General features: G+C 72.4%; 15 protein-coding genes and 1 tRNA gene. 5 read left to right on the top strand and 11 right to left on the bottom strand.

Features of this window, described 5'->3' with window-relative positions; genetic code table 11:
• Nucleotides 1-13 precede the first annotated feature (13 nt).
• Nucleotides 14-898, top strand: a complete 885-nt coding sequence (locus tag LL648_RS13645) for a hypothetical protein (RefSeq protein ID WP_232662888.1) — start codon at nucleotides 14-16, stop codon at nucleotides 896-898.
• A 124-nt stretch (nucleotides 899-1,022) separates the two neighbouring features.
• Here LL648_RS13645 and LL648_RS44015 read toward each other — a convergent pair whose 3' ends face one another.
• Together LL648_RS44015 and LL648_RS13635 are read right to left on the bottom strand one after the other, a co-directional pair.
• A complete protein-coding gene (locus tag LL648_RS44015; RefSeq protein WP_255685400.1) occupies nucleotides 1,023-1,241 on the bottom strand; it encodes a helix-turn-helix domain-containing protein in 219 nt (72 codons plus the stop codon).
• A 301-nt stretch (nucleotides 1,242-1,542) separates the two neighbouring features.
• Complete coding sequence (locus tag LL648_RS13635; protein ID WP_232662887.1) at nucleotides 1,543-3,795, bottom strand: ATP-binding protein; 2,253 nt, start codon at nucleotides 3,793-3,795, stop codon at nucleotides 1,543-1,545.
• A gap of 171 nt (nucleotides 3,796-3,966) precedes the next feature.
• On the opposite strand from LL648_RS13635, the gene LL648_RS13630 reads away from it, so the two are divergent.
• Nucleotides 3,967-5,187 (top strand): serine hydrolase domain-containing protein, encoded by a 1,221-nt coding sequence (locus LL648_RS13630; protein WP_232662886.1) that lies wholly within the window; start codon nucleotides 3,967-3,969, stop codon nucleotides 5,185-5,187.
• Here the strand turns inward: LL648_RS13630 and LL648_RS13625 are convergent.
• The 7 genes from LL648_RS13625 to LL648_RS13595 form a co-directional block, all read right to left on the bottom strand.
• The gene (locus tag LL648_RS13625; RefSeq protein WP_232662885.1) at nucleotides 5,184-5,807 is read right to left on the bottom strand and encodes an FMN-binding negative transcriptional regulator; all 624 of its coding nucleotides are present in this window, start codon (nucleotides 5,805-5,807) and stop codon (nucleotides 5,184-5,186) included. The two genes, LL648_RS13630 and LL648_RS13625, sit on opposite strands and share 4 nt — an antisense overlap.
• Before the next feature lie 92 nt (nucleotides 5,808-5,899).
• A complete protein-coding gene (galK, locus tag LL648_RS13620; protein WP_232662884.1) occupies nucleotides 5,900-7,042 on the bottom strand; it encodes a galactokinase in 1,143 nt (380 codons plus the stop codon).
• Entirely contained in the window at nucleotides 7,039-8,166 is a 1,128-nt protein-coding gene (galT, locus tag LL648_RS13615) for a galactose-1-phosphate uridylyltransferase (protein ID WP_232662883.1), read from the bottom strand. The genes galK and galT overlap by 4 nt, the downstream gene beginning before the upstream one ends.
• Nucleotides 8,163-8,930, bottom strand: a complete 768-nt coding sequence (locus LL648_RS13610) for a DeoR/GlpR family DNA-binding transcription regulator (RefSeq protein ID WP_232662882.1) — start codon at nucleotides 8,928-8,930, stop codon at nucleotides 8,163-8,165. Before LL648_RS13610 ends, galT begins: the two co-directional genes overlap by 4 nt.
• Nucleotides 8,931-9,017: 87 nt before the next feature.
• The gene (locus LL648_RS13605; RefSeq protein WP_232662881.1) at nucleotides 9,018-9,932 is read right to left on the bottom strand and encodes a carbohydrate ABC transporter permease; all 915 of its coding nucleotides are present in this window, start codon (nucleotides 9,930-9,932) and stop codon (nucleotides 9,018-9,020) included.
• The gene (locus LL648_RS13600; protein ID WP_232662880.1) at nucleotides 9,929-10,879 is read right to left on the bottom strand and encodes a carbohydrate ABC transporter permease; all 951 of its coding nucleotides are present in this window, start codon (nucleotides 10,877-10,879) and stop codon (nucleotides 9,929-9,931) included. Before LL648_RS13600 ends, LL648_RS13605 begins: the two co-directional genes overlap by 4 nt.
• A 4-nt stretch (nucleotides 10,880-10,883) precedes the next feature.
• Nucleotides 10,884-12,227: an ABC transporter substrate-binding protein gene (locus LL648_RS13595; RefSeq protein ID WP_232662879.1), complete on the bottom strand. Its 1,344-nt coding sequence runs from the start codon at nucleotides 12,225-12,227 to the stop codon at nucleotides 10,884-10,886.
• 137 nt (nucleotides 12,228-12,364) lie between these two features.
• Between LL648_RS13595 and LL648_RS13590 the strand changes: the two genes are divergently transcribed.
• Complete coding sequence (locus tag LL648_RS13590) at nucleotides 12,365-14,467, top strand: alpha-galactosidase (protein WP_232662878.1); 2,103 nt, start codon at nucleotides 12,365-12,367, stop codon at nucleotides 14,465-14,467.
• A 31-nt stretch (nucleotides 14,468-14,498) separates the two neighbouring features.
• On the opposite strand, the gene LL648_RS13585 is transcribed toward LL648_RS13590, so the two are convergent.
• Nucleotides 14,499-14,918 (bottom strand): nitroreductase/quinone reductase family protein, encoded by a 420-nt coding sequence (locus tag LL648_RS13585; protein WP_232662877.1) that lies wholly within the window; start codon nucleotides 14,916-14,918, stop codon nucleotides 14,499-14,501.
• Between the two features lie 52 nt (nucleotides 14,919-14,970).
• Nucleotides 14,971-15,177 (bottom strand): hypothetical protein, encoded by a 207-nt coding sequence (locus LL648_RS13580; RefSeq protein ID WP_232662876.1) that lies wholly within the window; start codon nucleotides 15,175-15,177, stop codon nucleotides 14,971-14,973.
• Between the two features lie 182 nt (nucleotides 15,178-15,359).
• Between LL648_RS13580 and LL648_RS13575 the strand changes: the two genes are divergently transcribed.
• Nucleotides 15,360-15,432: transfer RNA gene (locus LL648_RS13575), tRNA-Asn, on the top strand.
• Between the two features lie 278 nt (nucleotides 15,433-15,710).
• A complete protein-coding gene (locus LL648_RS13570) occupies nucleotides 15,711-16,226 on the top strand; it encodes an HAD domain-containing protein (RefSeq protein ID WP_232662875.1) in 516 nt (171 codons plus the stop codon).
• Nucleotides 16,227-16,232 lie beyond the last annotated feature (6 nt).

The following is a 16,232-nucleotide window of genomic DNA, read 5'->3' as shown; positions in this document are numbered from 1 at the left end:
CCACGATCGAGGCATGGAGACTTCCTACACCGGGTCCGGCCCGTATTGCTACGCGAATTCGCTCGCCATGGTGCTCGGTGCGCCCGCCCCGTCGCCGTCGGACATCGAGGTGCTGACGGGCTCGCCGTTCGGGATGCAGTTCCAGAACGGCACGCCGTACTTCGACGCGCCTGGCTGGGACCCGGTCATCGGCCTGCCTGCTGCCCTTGACCTGCTGGGATGGCACGCGGACTGGACGAGTGGCGGCCCGGCAGCCGATGCGGTCGCCCGCCTGCGAGCGGCCACGCGCGAGGGGTCGGTGTTCGTCGGCCCCGTCGAGATCGAGCTGCTGCGCCACGCCCCCGACATGACCGGCCCGATCGGCTCCGACCATTTCGTGGTGGTCCTCGACGTCGCCGAGCAGGTCGTTTTCCACGACCCGCAGGGATTCCCGTTCGCCACGCTGCCGATCGACGAATTCTGCGCCGCGTGGGGGTCGAATTCATTCGACTACCCGGCCGAGCCGTTCACGATGCTCAGCGGGTTCCGGCGCACGCGCGACGTCGACGTGCTCGACGCGCTGGCGGCGTCGCTCCCGCAGGCCCGCGACCGGCTCGGCAACGGCGCCAGCAGCGCCGCTGCCGCCACGAAGCTCGCGGGGATGATCGCGGCCGGCCCGGACGAGGGCCTTCGCGCGCACCTGGCGAACTTCGCGGTCAAGGTGGGCACACGCAGGCTGGCCGACGCCGCCACGAGCCTGTCCCGGATCGGCGCCACCGCGGCCGCCGCCGTCGCCACGGAGCAGGCCAGGCTCCTCGGGGCGCTGCAGTACCCGCTCGTCATGGGCGACAACACGGCGGCCGCGCACCTGCTGCACCAGCTGGCCTCGACCTACCCCCAACTCGCGGCGAGCCTCTGAACGCCCACTGGGGTCGTCCGGGGGAGGGCAGGAAAGCCACTTTCCTGCCCTGTGAGGGCCGGAAAGTGGCTTTCCTGCCCTCGCATGCGAAACGCACGTGTCGCCCGTCCAGGTCCTCTTCCCGTCAACGGCGGGTGTCCAGCCTGCGCGCGAGCTCCAGCCGCGACGACACCGAGAGCTTCGTGTAGATCCGCGACAGGTAGACCTCGACCGTCCTGGGGGAGTAGTGCAGCGCCGCCGCGATGTCGCGGTTGCGCATGCCCTGCTGGACGAGCCGGGCCACCTGCTCCTCGGAGTCGGTCAGCACCCCGGCGGCACGGGTGCCCGCCCTCGGCACCTTCATCCCCAGCTCCCGAAGGCGCGCGCCGGCACGGCGGCGCAGGCCGTGCGCGGCGAGGCGGTGGAAGGTGCGGTACGCCTCGGCCAGGCCCTCGCCGGGGTCATCGACGAGCTCGCCGAGCGCCAGCTGGGCCCGCGCCTGCTCGAACACCAGCCCGCCCGCTGCGGCGTCGACGACCGCGGCACGCAGCTCGTCGGCGTCGCGCCGGGTGAGGCCGGTGGCCCGGTGCAGCGCCAGCCGCGACCAGGGTGACGTCCGCCCGGCCGCGACGTCCACCAGCGTCGCGAGTACCCCGTCCCCTCCGTCACGGTCGCCGCCGGCCAGCAGCAGCTCGACGAGCCGGCCCAGCAGAACGCACGCGTACGGGTCGGTGGCGGGCGCCGCGGTCGCCGTCGCGATCGCGGCCCGCGCACCGGCGGGATCGCCGGCGACCGTCCGGTAGGCGCTGAGCGCGAGCGCGAAGAGGCCCCGCATGTTCGGCGAGCGCGGCGGCTCCTGCGCGGCCAGCCGCGCCGCCACGTCGAGCTCGCCGCGCCACGTGCGCATGTCGAGCTCGATCGCCCGCACGGCGTCGTGCAGCACGATCTCGTCGCGGGCGGCCAGCTCGCTGCCGGCTTGCCCGATCCCTTCCAGCGCCGCGTCCCACCGCCCGGCCAGCCAGTCGAGCGCGAGCCGCGAGACGAGCAGCTCGCCCCCGGAACCCGGCGCCGCCGGCGCGGGCCAGCTCCTCCGCCCTGCCGAGCCGCCGCGTCGCGTCGCGGACGAGGCCGGCGAGCGAGCCGGTGACCGCGCCCATCGCCGCGGCCTGCAGCTCGAGATCGGGGGTGGTGGCGGCGCGCAGTGCCCGATCTGCGTAGTGGACGGTCCGGTCGTGCCGGTTGAGCACCGACGTGGTCATCGCGAGCCGGCCGAAGACGACGACCGCCTCCGCCGGTGACGACATGGGCAGCGCCTCCGTCGCCTCGACGAGCGCGAGCGCCTCCGCCGACCGGCCGGTGAAGACCGAGAGCATCGCGCGGACGGCATGCACGGTCGGTTCGGCCGCGCCGCCTGCGACCTCGGCGTCGGCCAGTGCCATGGCCTCGACGAACCGCTCGGTGGCGAAGAGTGCGGCCAGCACGGCGGTGACGGTCTGCGAGCGCTCGCGGCCCGGCGGCAGCAGCTGCAACGCCGCTCGTCCCGCTTCGATCGCCGGCACCGGCCGCGACGCCCTGACCAGGGCTCTGCAGCGCGTCGACAGCAACCCGGGCCGCTGCGGCGCGGCCGGCCCGAGCAGCGTGAGCGCGGTGGCGCAGAGCGCGGCCGCCCGGTCGGGCGCGCTCGTCCGGGCGAGCATCGCGGCCTCGGCCAGCACCGCGACCGCGGCCTCGTCGCCGAACCGCGCCGACTCCTCGACGTGCCACGCGAGCCGGTGCACGCCGACCGGCATCCCGCGTTCGCGGTCGGCGAGCAGCCTCGCCGCGACCGTCCCGTGCAGCCGTCGGCGCTCCGCCGGCCCGATCCCCTCGTACAACGCGTCGGCGACCAGCGCGTGCGAGAAGCGGTAGTCGCCGCGCTCGTCGCCCACGAGGAGCCTCGTGCGCACGAGCTCGTCGAACGCCGCCCCGACGGACCGCTCGGGCAGCTCGGTGACGCTCGCCAGCAACGGGAAATGGTCGAGCCGCGCCTGCCGCAGCACCGACACGGCCTGTGCGACGGCACGGGTGTCGCCCTGCAGCGGCGCGACCCGCCGCAGCAGCGCGTCGCGACGGGTCAGCCGGATGTCCGCCGGCGCGACTGCGAGCCGCGCCCGGCCCTCGACGACGGCCACGACGTCCAGCTCGCGCAGTGAGCGCGTGATCTCCGTGGCGAAGAACGGGTTGCCGTCGGCCCGGCGGTGCACGTCGGCCGCCATCGACGCGTCGACCGGCCCGCCGAGCTCCGCGGCGATGATCGGGCCGAGGTCGGCGCTGCTCAACGGGCCGAGCTCGCACGTCGTCAGCTCGGCGAACCCGGCGAGCCGCTCGCGGAACCCCTGCACACCGGGATGCTCGGCGAGCACCGCGGACCGGACGGTCGCGACCAGGCCGACCGGCGCCGCCGCGACCCGGCGCAGCACCACCGTCAGCAGCGCGACGGAGTCGTCGTCGAGCTGGTCGACGTCGTCGACGCACACGGCGACCGGGCCGGCCGCGCTCAGCTCCGTGAGCAGCCGCGTGACGGCGTCGCACGCGCTGCCGAACGACGTCGGCGATACCGCCGCGGCCGGGGTGAGCGCGTCGAGCACGCCCTCGTGTCCCGGGAGCGCTTCAACTCCGGTCCGCAGCGCGGCGTACGGGATGCGGCGCAGCAGGTCGTCGGCGGCAGCCGACAGCACGGTCCAGCCCCGCTCGCGCAATCCGCCGGCCACGGCGTCGAGCAGCCGCGACTTGCCGATGCCCGGCTCGCCCGTCACCAGCGCGCACAGCAGCCCGGCCGACGGCGCCCCGCCCACAGCGGCCAGCACCCGCTCCAGCTCGGCCGCCCGGCCCACCAGCTCGCTCGTGATGACGCCCTCCCGCTCGTCCCGGACGGCCATCCTCGCGCACACCCCGGCCCGAAGTTCCCCACCGTTTTGGGTGGATGCGCGCCGAAATGGCGCGCATGTGCACAAAACGGTGGGGAAGTTGGCTTAGTGGTTGCGGAACCACTACTTACCCGGCGTGGACGGGGCGTGGTGGCATGCGGTTCCGACGTCGAGGAGCAGCTGATGACCGTCAACGGAACGTGCGCGCCCGAGTTCGCCGCCGTGCGCGACGAGTTCGAACGCAACTTCGCCGAACGTGCCGAGCTCGGCGCGGCCGTGCACCTGACGATCGAGGGGGAGCCGGTCGTCGACCTCTGGGGCGGGGTCGCCGACGTCGCCTCGGGGCGGGAGTGGAGCCACGACACCCTGACGCACGTGTGGTCGTGCACGAAGGGCGCCACCGCGCTGTGCGCGCACATGCTCGCGTCCCGCGGCGAGCTGGACGTCGAGGCGCCCGTCGCGACGTACTGGCCGGAGTTCGCCAAGTTCGGCAAGGAGGCGGTGACGGTCGCGCACCTGCTCTCCCACCAGGCCGGGCTGCCCGCGTTGCGCCAGCCGTTGCCGCGCGGCGCGTTCTACGACTGGAACGCCATGACCGACGCGCTGGCGAAGGAGGAGCCGTTCTGGACGCCCGGGGCCGCGCACGGCTACCACGGGCTGACGTTCGGGTTCCTGGTCGGCGAGGTGGTGCGCCGGGTGAGCGGCCGCTCGCTCGGGACGTTCTTCCGCGAGGAGGTGGCCGGCCCGCTCGGCATCGAGATGCACCTCGGGCTGCCGGAGGACGCCGAGTCGCGGGTCGCCCCGAACATCCCCGCCGACCCGACCGCGCCCGGTGCGGCCGTGCCGACGATGTTCCTCACCGCGATGTCCGACCCCACGTCCGTGCCGGCGCTGCAGATCGGCAACACCGGCGGCTACATGGACCCCTTCGAGTCGGACAGCCGCGCCGCGCACGCCGCCGAGATGGGCAGCGTCGGCGGGATCACCAGCGCCCGCGGTCTCGCGCAGCTCTACCGGCCGCTCGCGCTCGACGGCGCGTACGGCGGTGTGCGGCTCGTCGACGAGGAGCAGCTCGCGCTGATGGGCCGCGAACGCTCGCACGGCGTCGACCTCACCATGGGGGTGACCAGCCGGTTCACCCTCGGCTTCGTGAAGGCGATCATGAACGAGCACGAGCGGAACCCAGGCGACCGCGACGGCGTCCGCTACTCGGAGGACGCGTTCGGGCACCCCGGCATCGGTGGTTCCGTCGGGTTCGCCGACCCGGGCGCGCGGATCTCGTTCGGCTACGTCATGAACCGGCAGGGTCTCGGCCTCGGGCTCAACCCGCGCGGCCAGTCCTTGATCGACGCCGTCTACGCCTCGCTCGGCTACCGGCAGACCGGCGCCACCTGGTCGCGCTAGTTCTTCCGGGCCGTGCTCACCGCCTCGGAGCTTGCGGTGTCGCCGCGGGCGGCGAGGCCGGCGACCACGCCGTCGATGTCGGCCGGTGGGCGGTTCTGGCTCAGCTTCACCTTCGCCTCGATGCGGGTGATCCGCAGCTCGACGCCGACGATCGCACGCAGCTGCCCCGCCACGAACGGCGCCGGCGCGTCGTCGACCGACCACGGTGCCGGCTCGCCGCGCTCGTGCAGCTGTGTCAGCCTGCGGACGAGCGCGTCGAGCCACGCCGGGTCGTCGTGCGTCACCAGCTCGCCGTAGACGTGCGCGGTCACGTAGTTCCAGGTCGGGACCACGCGCCCGTGCTCGGCCTTCGTGGCGTACCAGTTCGGCGTGATGTAGGCGTCGGGGCCGTGCACGATCACCAACGCCTCACCCGTCGGCGTCCGCCTCCACTGGTCGTTGTTGCGGGCGACATGCCCGAGCAACGCGCCGTGCTCGCCCGCGTCGGGGTCGAACACGAACGGGAGGAACGTGGCCACGAGCCCGTCGTCGGTCATGGTGACGAGGTCCGCGGCCTGGGGCCGGGAGAGCAGCTCGCGGACGTCACGCTCGTCCGCGGTGAAGTGCGCAGGCACGTACATGCCCCCAGTTTGCGCACCGGGGGAGCCCGTCGACAACGACGTTATGGCTGTTGTGAGCGCTAACAAACAGCCAGAACGTCGTTGTCGACGCCTCACGTGTCGCGCGCCGCTCCCGCTGACGGTTCTGCTGTGCGGATGTCCGGCTTTTTGTAGCCCGCGTCCTGGAACGCCGCCGTGACGTCTGCCGCTACCGCGGCGAGCCGGTCCGCCGGCACCAGCGCGATCGCCGAGCCGCCGAACCCGCCGCCGACGAGCCGCGCACCCAGCGCGCCCGACGCGTTCGCCGTCGCGCACGCGAGGTCGAGCTCCGGGCAGGACAGCTCGAAGTCGCCCGCGAGCGAGCGGTGCGAGGCGTCCAGCACCGGGCCGACGCCGGCCAGGTCGCCCCGGTCGAGCAGCTCGACGGTCTCCCGCACGCGCGCGATCTCGGTGACGACGTGCCGCGCCCGCCGCAGCAGCTCCCCGTTGCCGCCTTCCCCGAGCGGCTCGATGTCCGCCAGCGTCGCGTCGCGCAGGTCGGGCCGCCCGAGCGCGGCCGCGGCCTTCTCCACCGACGCCCGCCGGTTGCCGTACTCGCTGTCGGCGAGCCGGTGGCGGACCTTCGTGTCGATCACCAGCACGGCGAGACCCGCGTCGCCGGGCGCGAACGGCACCTGGCGGGTCGAGCCGTCGCGCGTGTCGAGCAGCAGCGCGTGCCCCTGGGTGCAGAGCAGCGACGCCGCCTGGTCCATCCCGCCGGTCTGCGCGCCGACGACGTCGTTCTCCGCCCGGATGCACGCGGCAGCGAGCGTCCGGCGCCCCTTGTCGGAGCCGCCGAGCCCGAGCCCGAACAGGTCGTCGACGGCGAGCGCGGTCGCGCATTCGAGCGCGGCCGACGACGAGAGCCCGGCGCCGAGCGGGACGGTGGCGGTGACCAGGAGATCGATGCCGCGCACGGTGTGCCCAGCGGCGCGCAGCGCCCACAGCACGCCGGCCGCGTAGCCGGCCCACGCCCCCGGTGCGCCCGGCCCGACGCCGTCGATCGTGCCCTCGAAGCCGTCGTCCTCCGCGCTGCTGCGCAGCCGCAGCACGTCGTCGGTGCGGGCGGCGACCTGCACGACGGTCCGCTCGGCGATCGCGAACGGCAGGCACAGCCCGTTCGCGTAGTCGACGTGCTCACCGATCAGGTTGACCCTGCCCGGCGCTGCCCACCGTCCGTCCGGTGGGCGGCCGAACAGCTCCTCGAACGTGCTCATGATCCTCCTGCGTCGCGGAGCCGCTGCGCGATCCGCTCCGGTGATGCGTCGTTGACCCACGCGCCCATGCCCGACTCGGAGCCCGCGAGGTACTTGAGCTTCCCCGGGGCCCTGCGCAGCGAGAACAGCTGCAGGTGCAGCCGGGTGAGGTCGCGTCCGGTGTGCACCGGCGCCTGGTGCCAGCCGGCGATGTAGGGCAGCTGGGAGAGCTCGCCGAGCGAGCGGTCGAGCCTGCGCAGCAGGTCGAGGTACATGACGGCCAGCTCGGCGCGCTCGTCGTCGTCGAGCGCCGCGAAGTCGGGGACCGCGCGGTGCGGCACGAGGTGCGCCTCGACGGGCCAGCGCGCCGCGGCGGGGACGAACGCCGTCCAGCGCTCGCCGTCGAGCACGATCCGGCTGCCGGACTTGCGCTCGGCGTCGAGCACGTCGCCCATCAGGTCGCGGCCGGTGCGCTGCCGGTGCGCGCCCGCCCTCGTGATCAGCTGCGCGGTGCGCGGCGTGACGAACGGGAACGCGTAGATCTGCCCGTGCGGGTGCTCCAGCGTCACCCCGATCTCCGGCCCGCGGTTCTCGAACGGGAACACCTGCTCGACACCGGGCAGCGCGGAGAGCTCCGCCGTGCGGTTCGCCCACGCCTCGATCACCGTGCGGACCCGCGACGGGGGCAGGTTCGCGAACGACCCCTTGTGGTCGCTCGTGAAGCAGACGACCTCGCACCGGCCGACCGCGGGCCGCTGCGACCAGAGCGGGTCGCCGTCGACGGCGGGCGCGACGTCCGGGTCGGGATGCTGGGAGAACGACGGGAACCGGTTCTCGAACACCACGACGTCGTAGTCGGCCGCCGGGATCTCCGACGGCTCCGAGCCGCGCCCGGTCGGGCAGAGCGGGCACTCGTCGGGCGGCGGGAGGAACGTGCGGTCCTGGCGGTGCGCGGCGATCGTCACCCACTCGCCGGTGAGCACGTCGAACCGCATCGTCGAGCCGTGCTGCACCGGCGGCAGGTCACGCGTGTCGGGAACCGCGCGGCTCGCCCCGCCGCTCGCGTAGGGCTCGGTGTCGTCGAAGTAGAACAGCTCACGCCCGTCGGCCATGCGGGCGTCGGTCCGTCGTACGGTCGCACTCATGCGGCGAGCACCAGCCGACCGCACGAGTTCTCCAGCACCGACCTGGCACCGGGCTCCAGCCCGGTGTCGGTCACCACGACGTCGACCTCGTCCAGCGCCGCGATCGTGCTCAAACCCACCACTCCCCATTTCGAGTTGTCCGCGACCACCGCGACCCTGCGTGCGCTCGCCACCAGCGCCCTGTTCGTCTCCGCCTCGACGAGGTTCGGTGTGGTGAACCCCGCCTCGGCGTCCATCCCGTGCACCCCGAGCAGCAGCCAGTCGACGTGCAGCCCGCGCAGCGCGGCCACCGCGACCGGGCCGACCAGCGCGTCGGACGGGGTGCGCACCCCACCGGTGATCACCACGGTGAGATCGTCCCGCCCCGACTCGTGCAGCACCTCGGCCACCCGCAGGGAGTTCGTGACGACGGTCAGCCGCGGCACGCCCAGCAGCGCCGACGCCACGGCGTGCGTGGTGGTGCCCGCCGAGAGCGCCACCGACGCCCCCGCCTCGACGAGCTGCGCGGCCGCCGTCGCGATCGCCTGCTTCGCGGTGGTGTGCAAGCCCGACTTCGCGACGAAGCCGGGCTCGTCGACGCTGCTGCCGGCCAGCGTCGCCCCGCCGTGGACGCGGGTGACGAGCCCGCGCCCGGCGAGCACCTCGATGTCGCGCCGGACGGTCATGTCGGAGACCCCGAGCCGGTCGACGAGCTCGGAGACCCGTGCCCCGCCGGTCCGGCGCACCTCGTCCAGGATCAGTTCCTGGCGTTGCCGCGCGAGCATCAGTTCTCTCCCCGTTCGCCGGTGTGGCGCGCCCTCATGATGGCAGCAGCGCCGCCCGGTAAGCCGCCGAGATCCATAGTGGATGAGCTAGCCCTTCGTGGCGCCGAGCGTCAGGCCTGCGACGAACTGCCGCTGCAGCAGGAAGAAGATCAGCAGCACCGGCAGCATGATCAGCACGGACCCCGCCGACAGCAGGTTGTAATCGGTGAAGTACTCGCCACGCAGGTTGTTCAACGAGCTGGTGATCGGGTACTTGTCGCCGCTCTGCAGCAGCACCGTCGCCCAGAAGAACTCGTTGTAGACCCACGTCACCTGCAGCGTCGCCAGCGCGGCGAGCGGTGGCCGGCACAGCGGCAGCGTCAGCTGGAGGAACTGGCGCGTCACGCTCGCGCCGTCGACCCGGGCCGACTCGTAGATCTCCCGCGGGATCGTGCGCATGTAGTTGCTGAGCACGAACGTGCAGAACCCGAGCTGGAACGCCACGTTCACGGCGATCACGCCGAGATGGGTGTTGAGCAGCGTCCCCGAGTCGCTGAGCCAGTACGGCACCTCCGCACTGCGGAACATCCGGTAGATCGGGATCAGCAGCGCCTGCGGCGGCAGCAGGTTCGCGGCGAGGAACACCGCGAGCAGCGTCGTGTTGAAGCGGAAGCTGAACCGCGAGAGCACGAAGCCCATGCACGACGCCAGCAGCAGCGTGATCAGCACCGCCGGCACCGTGATGATCAGCGAGTTCCAGAAGTGCAGCCCGAAGTCGCCGCGCACCCACGCCTCGGCGTAGTTGTCGAGCGTGAACCCGCCGAACGAGACGTAGCCGTGGATGGCGGTGTACTCGTAGTCGCGGAACGAGTTCAGCACCGCCCACACCAGCGGGAACAGGAACCCGAGCGAGGCCAGCGCGAGGAAGACGTGCAGCAGGATGCGGCGCGGCCCGGGCCGGTGCTTCGTCGGCAGCAGCGACCCGCCGGTCGTTCCCGGCGGGGTCTCGAGCACGGCGGTCATGACTGGCGCTCCTCTCGCGTCACGATCGTGACGTAGATCGCGACGAAGACGGAGCTGATCGCGAGCATGATCGTCGCCATCGCCGAGCCGAAGCCGATCCGGCTCGCTTCCCCGACGACGTTCGCCGTGACCAGCGCCGCGATCAGCTCCAGCCCGTTGCGGCCCTTGTTGATCACCCAGACCAGGTCGAACGCGCGCAGCGACTCGATCACCGTGATCACCAGGACGATCACGTTGATGGGGCGCATCACCGGGAAGACGATCCGGAAGAACGTCTGCCGCTCGTTTGCGCCGTCGATCGAGGCCGCCTCGCGCAATGAGGCGTCCACCGCCTTCAGGCCGGCCAAGTAGAGCAACATGATGTAGCCGATGTGCTTCCAGCACGTCGCGACGATCGCGGCCCACAGGTTGTAGTTCGGGTCGCCGTACCAGTCGATCTGCGTCCCCAGCAGCCCGTTGATCAGGCCCTGGTCACGCGAGTAGAGCAGCTGCCAGACGAAGCCGGTCAACGCGAGCGAGAGCACGACCGGCAGGTAGATCGCGGTCTGGTAGAAGCGGGTGAACCGGATCTCCTTGTCCAGCAGCACCGCGAAGAACATGCCGACCGGCGTCGCGAAGAGGAACAGCACCGCGAACCAGATGATGTTGTGCTGCAGCGCCGGCCAGAACGGCGGGTAGTTGGTCGCGACGTTGACGTAGTTCGTCCCGCCGATCCAGTCGATGTCGCCGATCGATCCGACGCCGTCCCAGTTGGTGAACGACAGCAGGACCGACGCGACGGCGGGGAACCAGACGAGTACCAGCACGGCGAGCGTCGGGATCGCCACCATGAGCGAGACGACCACCAGGTCGAGCCCGGTGAGCCGGCGGACGCGCCGGTTGACGCGGCCGGCGGGCGCGGTGGCCGCCGCGCCCGCCTTCGGGGGTGCGGTCTGTTGTGTGGTCATCACATCAGCCCGTGAAGATCGTCTTCTTCTGGCTCTCGATGCTCTTGACGAGCCCGTCGATGTCGTTCGGGTTCGAGATGAACTGCTGGATCGCCGGGATCATCACCGTCGAGGCGAAGTCGGGGCGGGTGTCGCGGTCCATGAACTGGGCGATCGACTTGGCGCTCGCCACGTACTCGATGGCCTTCTTCTGCAGCGCCGAGTAGCCGGTGGTGGTGGCGGCGGAGTTGGTCGCGACGACCGTCGGGTTGGCCTTGACCTGCACGTCCTGCGCCGCCGGGCTGGAGAGGTAGCTGAGGAACTTCTTGGCGCCCGGCTCGTTCTTCGGCCGCGCCGACATCATGTAGCCGTCGATCGGCGCCTCGATGGCGTCGGTGCCGATGCGGGAGTCGACCTCGGGGAACGGGAAGAAGTCGAGGTCCTCGCGGTCGGCGCCCTCGTTGAACTGCTCGCCGATGAACATGCCGAAGACCATCATGCCGGCCTTCTTCTGCTGGATCGCCTGCGCGGCCTCCTGCCACTCGCGGCCCAGTGAGTCGGGCTGGTGCAGCGGCAGCAGCCGGCGCCAGGTGTCGAAGACGTTCTTGACCTGCGGCGTGTCCCACGACTCCTTGCCCGCCATCAGCCCGACGTGGAAGTCGTAGCCGTTGATGCGCAGGTTGAGCTGGTCGAACGTGCCCATGGCCGGCCAGCCGTCCTTGTCGGCGAACGCGATCGGGACCAGGCCGTCCTGCTTCATCTTCTCGCCGAGCGCGACGTACTCGTCCAGCGTCTTCGGCGCGGTGTAGCCCTTCTCGGCCCACACGCTCGGCCGGTAGTACACGGCCCACGGGTAGTACGTGCTGGGGATGAAGTACTGCTTGCCGTCCTCGCCGGTCGACTGCTTCTTGAGCGCCTCGGTCATGCCGGTGACGTTCTGCCAGACGTCGCTGATGTCGCCCGCGAGACCGCGCGCGGCGAAGAACTGCATGCGGAACCCGGCGAACCAGGTGAAGACGTCGTCCGGGGAGCCCTGCAGGTAGTTGTTGATGTTCTCCTGGAAGGCCTCGTGCTCGACGGTGTTGATGCGCGGGGTGATGCCCGGCTCCTTGAAGCCGGCCACGACGTCGGCCAGCGCCTTCTTCGGCACCGCGTCCGACGCGCTCGAGCCGATCGTCAGAGCGCCGTCAGCGGGGACGGAGCCGCTGCCGCCGCCGGAGCCGCAGGCGGCGAGCAGGCTCGTGGCGCCGAGCAGCGTGGCGCCGCCGAGGGCACCCCGCAGCAGCGCGCGACGGTTGATGCCGGTCGCGGCGACCGACGGGGGCACGAGCCGTGCCAGGTACTGCGCCTCTGACGAGGGTCGGGACATGTCGCCTCCATTGGTGATCAAGTCAGGGTCGAATTCCTCGTCATGCCCCGTCCCCGGCCGCGAGGTGAACGAACGATGGCGCAGCAAGGCGGAACAGTCAATACTTCCCAACAACTTCGAACAGGGGAGTCGCGCAGATGTCGACAAGTACGAACATCGCTCTACGGGGCGGTGGCGTCTCGCTGCTGCTGGACGTGAGCGGTCCCGACCTGCCGCGCGTGCTGCACTGGGGCGCCGACGTCGACCTCGGCGACGGGGCGGCCGACCTCGTCGCGGCTCTCGTACCAGGGCGGAGCGGCGGATCGCTGGACGTTCCGTGGCCGCTCACGGTGCTGCCCGGGGCCGCTGACGGTTGGCCGGCGCGGCCCGCGGTGCGGGGTCATCGCGACGGTGCGGCCGCGTTCCCGCGTTGGGTGGTCGGTGTCACACGCGCGACGGCGTCGGCCGTCACCGTGGAGGCCGCCGACAAGGAGCTGGGGCTCGCGCTCACCGTCACGATCGCGCTCGACGCCGCCGGCGTGGCCGCGGTCGACACCGAGCTGCGCAACGACGGCCCCGACCCGTACGTCCTCGACGGGATCACGCCTGTGCTCCCCGTGCCGCAGCGCGCCCGCGAGCTGCTCGACTTCACCGGGCGGTGGGCGCGCGAGACGTCGCCGCAGCGCACCGCCTTCACGATCGGGACGCGCGCGCGGGAGTCGTGGCGCGGCCGCCCGGGGCACGACCGGACGCCGCTGCTGATCGCCGGTACGCCCGGCTTCGGCTTCGCGACCGGCGAGGTCTGGGGCGTGCACGTGGCCTGTGGCGGCGACGCCGTGTACCTGGCCGAGCGGATCCCCGAAGGCCGCGCCGTCCTCGGCGGCGGCGAGCTGCTGCACCCCGGCGAGGTCGTACTAGCGCCGGGGGAGAGCTACGCGGCGCCACGGCTGCTCGCCACGTGGTCCGACACCGGTCTCGACGGGCTGTCGGCTCGCTGGCACGCCCACGTCAGGGCGCGGTCGACGCACCCGAGCTCGCCGCGCCCGCTCATCCTCAACACGTGGGAGGCCGTGTACTTCGACCACGACCTGGCCCGGCTCACCGCGTTGGCCGACCTCGCAGCGTCCGTCGGGGTCGAGCGGTTCGTGCTCGACGACGGCTGGTTCCACGGCAGGCGCGACGACACCAGCTCGCTCGGCGACTGGACGGTCGACACGACCGTGTGGCCGTCCGGGCTGCATCCGCTGGTCGAGCACGTCCGGGGCCTCGGCATGCAGTTCGGGCTGTGGGTGGAGCCGGAGATGATCTCGCTCGACTCCGATCTGGCCCGCGCGCACCCCGACTGGGTGCTCGCCGCGCCTGGCCGGTTGCCGCGCGAGTACCGCCACCAGCACGTCCTCGACCTGGCGAGGCCGGAGGCGTTCGCGTACGTCCTCGGCGCGCTCGACGCGCTGGTCACGGAGTACGACCTCGACGCGCTGAAGTGGGACCACAACCGCGACCTGCTGGAAGCCGTCCACGCCGGCCGGCCCGGCGTGCACCTGCAGACGCTCGCCGTGCAACGCCTGCTCGACGAGCTGCGGGCGCGGCACCCGCGGCTGGAGATCGAGTCGTGCTCGTCGGGCGGCGCCCGCACCGATCTCGCGACGCTCGCCCGCACCGACCGGATCTGGGCCTCGGACAACACCGACGCCATCGAGCGGCAGCAGATCCAGCGGTGGACCGGCCTGCTGCTGCCGCCCGAGCTGGTCGGGGCGCACATCGGCGCGACGGTCGGGCACACGACGGGCCGGACCACCGACCTCGGCCTGCGCATGGCCACGTCGCTCTTCGGCCACGCCGGAATCGAGTGGGACCTCTCCGCGGCGCCCGCGGAGGACGTCGCCAGGCTGCGCGGATGGGCTGCGCTGTACAAGGAGCTGCGCGGGCTGCTGCACGCCGGCGTCACCGTGCGGGCCGACGACGCGGGCGAGGGTGCGTTGCTGCACGGCGTGGTGCGCGACGGCGAGGGCGTTTACGCTTACGTGCGGCTCGCGACCGGGCCCGACCAGGTGCCGCAGCGGCTGCTGTTCCCCGGGCTGGACGCGAACCGTCGCTACCGGGTGCGTGCCCGCCCCGAGGCGGGGACGGCCGGCCGCGCGCTGCCGGGCTGGCTGGACCCGGGCGCCGAGCTGCCCGGCGCCGCGCTGGTGCACGTCGGGTTGGCCGCGCCGATGCTCAACCCGGGCGAAGCCGTGATCGTCCACGCCACCCCGCTCTGACGGCACACAGCCACGAGGTGTGTGCGGTGGGTCAGCGCTGCAGCAGGACCATCGGGATGGTGCGGCCCGCCATGGCCTCGTGCGTCGCCGTCGCCGGGGATGCGGCCAGCCAGAGCGCCAGCAGGTGTTCGCGCTCCGCGCCCTCGGCGACGCGCGCCCGCGCGGTGAACGTCTCGTCCCTGCGCTCGACCTGCACCTCCGAGTGCGCGACCAGGTTGTGGAACCACGCCGGGTGGCGCGGGGCGCCCCGGTTCGACGCGAACAGGATGATCCGGTCGGGCGACCCGTCGAGCGTGTAGCCGAGGGGTGTGGTGTGCGGGCGGCCGGTCCGCGCGCCGGTCGTGGTCAGCAGGATCAGGTCGATCCCGGCCACCGGCCCGCCGGGCCGACCCCCCGTCGCCCGGAACTCCTCGATGAGCGACCGGTTGAAAGCCGCCATGTCGATCGTCATGGCCCGATCCTCACCGGCGGTCGGCCGGCGGTATTGCACGAACGCGCCACCCTCAGCGGTGGTGCCCGCTCGCGCCCTCGTCGTGGCGGCGCCCGCTGACCGTCTCCTCGACCCTGGCGCGCACCACCCCCGCCGCCCCCTGGACGGCCGGATGATCCGCCACCCGCTGGTAGGTGCGCTTGAGCTGCTCGTACCGCTCGTGCCCCGCCTTCGCCCCGAGCACGTAACCGACGGCCGCACCCAGCAGGAACTTCAGCATGATGCCTCCCGGCCTCGCCTCCCGACCCATAGTGCCCCAGCCGCGCGCCCCCGAACCCCGTCCCGACGGCAGGAGCGGCGGACCGCCGAACCCGTGCGGCCGGCGGGACCCCCACCCGAACCGGATGCGGGGGTGCGCTAAAGTTCTTCCTGCCAGCGGGGCACGCCCCCGCACCCGTACGGTCCTCCGTAGCTCAATTGGCAGAGCATGCGACTGTTAATCGCAGGGTTACTGGTTCGAGTCCAGTCGGAGGAGCAAAACCCCAGGTCAGAGGGGTAATGCGGCGAGAATCTCAAGATCAGCCCCCACTTTACCCCCACTATTCGGTGGAACCCGTGGGGAGCGAGCCGAACACCTCCAGCACCTCAGCGGCACCCGTCAGCCGATCCTGTGCACGAGCGACCCCCGGTCTGCCCTGGCAGCCGCTCCTGGGCCGGTGCACGCCGGCGACGCGCGCATGACGAGATGGGCGGCAGCGTTGCCCAGGCCGCGACACAGCCCATCTCGCCGCCGGAGGGCGCTACCGTCCGCGGGTGGCGGTACCCGTGCTCTTCCTCGATGTCGACGGTCCGCTCGTCCCGTTCGGCGCGACTGTCGTGACGCATCCGGGCGGCTATCCCACGTTCCCGCCCGCGCCCCCGCACGACCACCCGCTGCTGGCGCGGGTCGATCCTTCGATCGGACCCCGGCTGCTCGCGATGCGCTGCGAGCTGGTGTGGGCGACGACCTGGATGGGCGAGGCGAACGAATGCGTCGCACCGCGCCTCGGGTTGCCGCCGCTTCCGTTCGTGGACTGGCCGCCGCCCACCGAGGAGGAGGCGTTCGACGAGCGCGCCGGACTGCACTGGAAGACCCGGGCCCTCTCCGCATGGGCGGCGGGCCGGCGGTTCGCCTGGGTAGACGACGAGATCACCGACATCGACCGGAGGTGGATGTCCGCGCACCACCCCGAGCCGACGCTTCTGCACAGGGTGGATCCCCGGCTGGGCCTGCGTGGCGCCGACCTGACGGCGCTCGAAGCGTGGCTGACCGAGGACGTGCCGGTTTGACAGCTG

Origin of the sequence: Pseudonocardia sp. TRM90224 (assembly GCF_021245725.1) — a bacterium.
Classification (GTDB): Bacteria; Actinomycetota; Actinomycetes; order Mycobacteriales; family Pseudonocardiaceae; genus Pseudonocardia.
This window is presented reverse-complemented; position numbering and strand designations above follow the sequence as displayed.

Bases quoted from the DNA above. Each gene is read 5' to 3' on its own strand.
- LL648_RS13625 (WP_232662885.1), bottom strand. From the start codon at position 5,807: ATGTACGTGCCTGCGCACTTCACCGCGGACGAGCGTGACGTCCGCGAG.
- LL648_RS13580 (WP_232662876.1), bottom strand. From the start codon at position 15,177: ATGCTGAAGTTCCTGCTGGGTGCGGCCGTCGGTTACGTGCTCGGGGCG.
- LL648_RS13645 (WP_232662888.1), top strand. From the start codon at position 14: ATGGAGACTTCCTACACCGGGTCCGGCCCGTATTGCTACGCGAATTCG.
- LL648_RS13585 (WP_232662877.1), bottom strand. From the start codon at position 14,918: ATGACGATCGACATGGCGGCTTTCAACCGGTCGCTCATCGAGGAGTTC.
- LL648_RS13600 (WP_232662880.1), bottom strand. From the start codon at position 10,879: ATGACCACACAACAGACCGCACCCCCGAAGGCGGGCGCGGCGGCCACC.
- galT (WP_232662883.1), bottom strand. From the start codon at position 8,166: ATGAGTGCGACCGTACGACGGACCGACGCCCGCATGGCCGACGGGCGT.
- LL648_RS13590 (WP_232662878.1), top strand. From the start codon at position 12,365: ATGTCGACAAGTACGAACATCGCTCTACGGGGCGGTGGCGTCTCGCTG.
- galK (WP_232662884.1), bottom strand. From the start codon at position 7,042: ATGAGCACGTTCGAGGAGCTGTTCGGCCGCCCACCGGACGGACGGTGG.
- LL648_RS13605 (WP_232662881.1), bottom strand. From the start codon at position 9,932: ATGACCGCCGTGCTCGAGACCCCGCCGGGAACGACCGGCGGGTCGCTG.
- LL648_RS13595 (WP_232662879.1), bottom strand. From the start codon at position 12,227: ATGTCCCGACCCTCGTCAGAGGCGCAGTACCTGGCACGGCTCGTGCCC.
- LL648_RS13635 (WP_232662887.1), bottom strand. From the start codon at position 3,795: ATGGCCGTCCGGGACGAGCGGGAGGGCGTCATCACGAGCGAGCTGGTG.
- LL648_RS44015 (WP_255685400.1), bottom strand. From the start codon at position 1,241: ATGAAGGTGCCGAGGGCGGGCACCCGTGCCGCCGGGGTGCTGACCGAC.
- LL648_RS13610 (WP_232662882.1), bottom strand. From the start codon at position 8,930: ATGCTCGCGCGGCAACGCCAGGAACTGATCCTGGACGAGGTGCGCCGG.
- LL648_RS13630 (WP_232662886.1), top strand. From the start codon at position 3,967: ATGACCGTCAACGGAACGTGCGCGCCCGAGTTCGCCGCCGTGCGCGAC.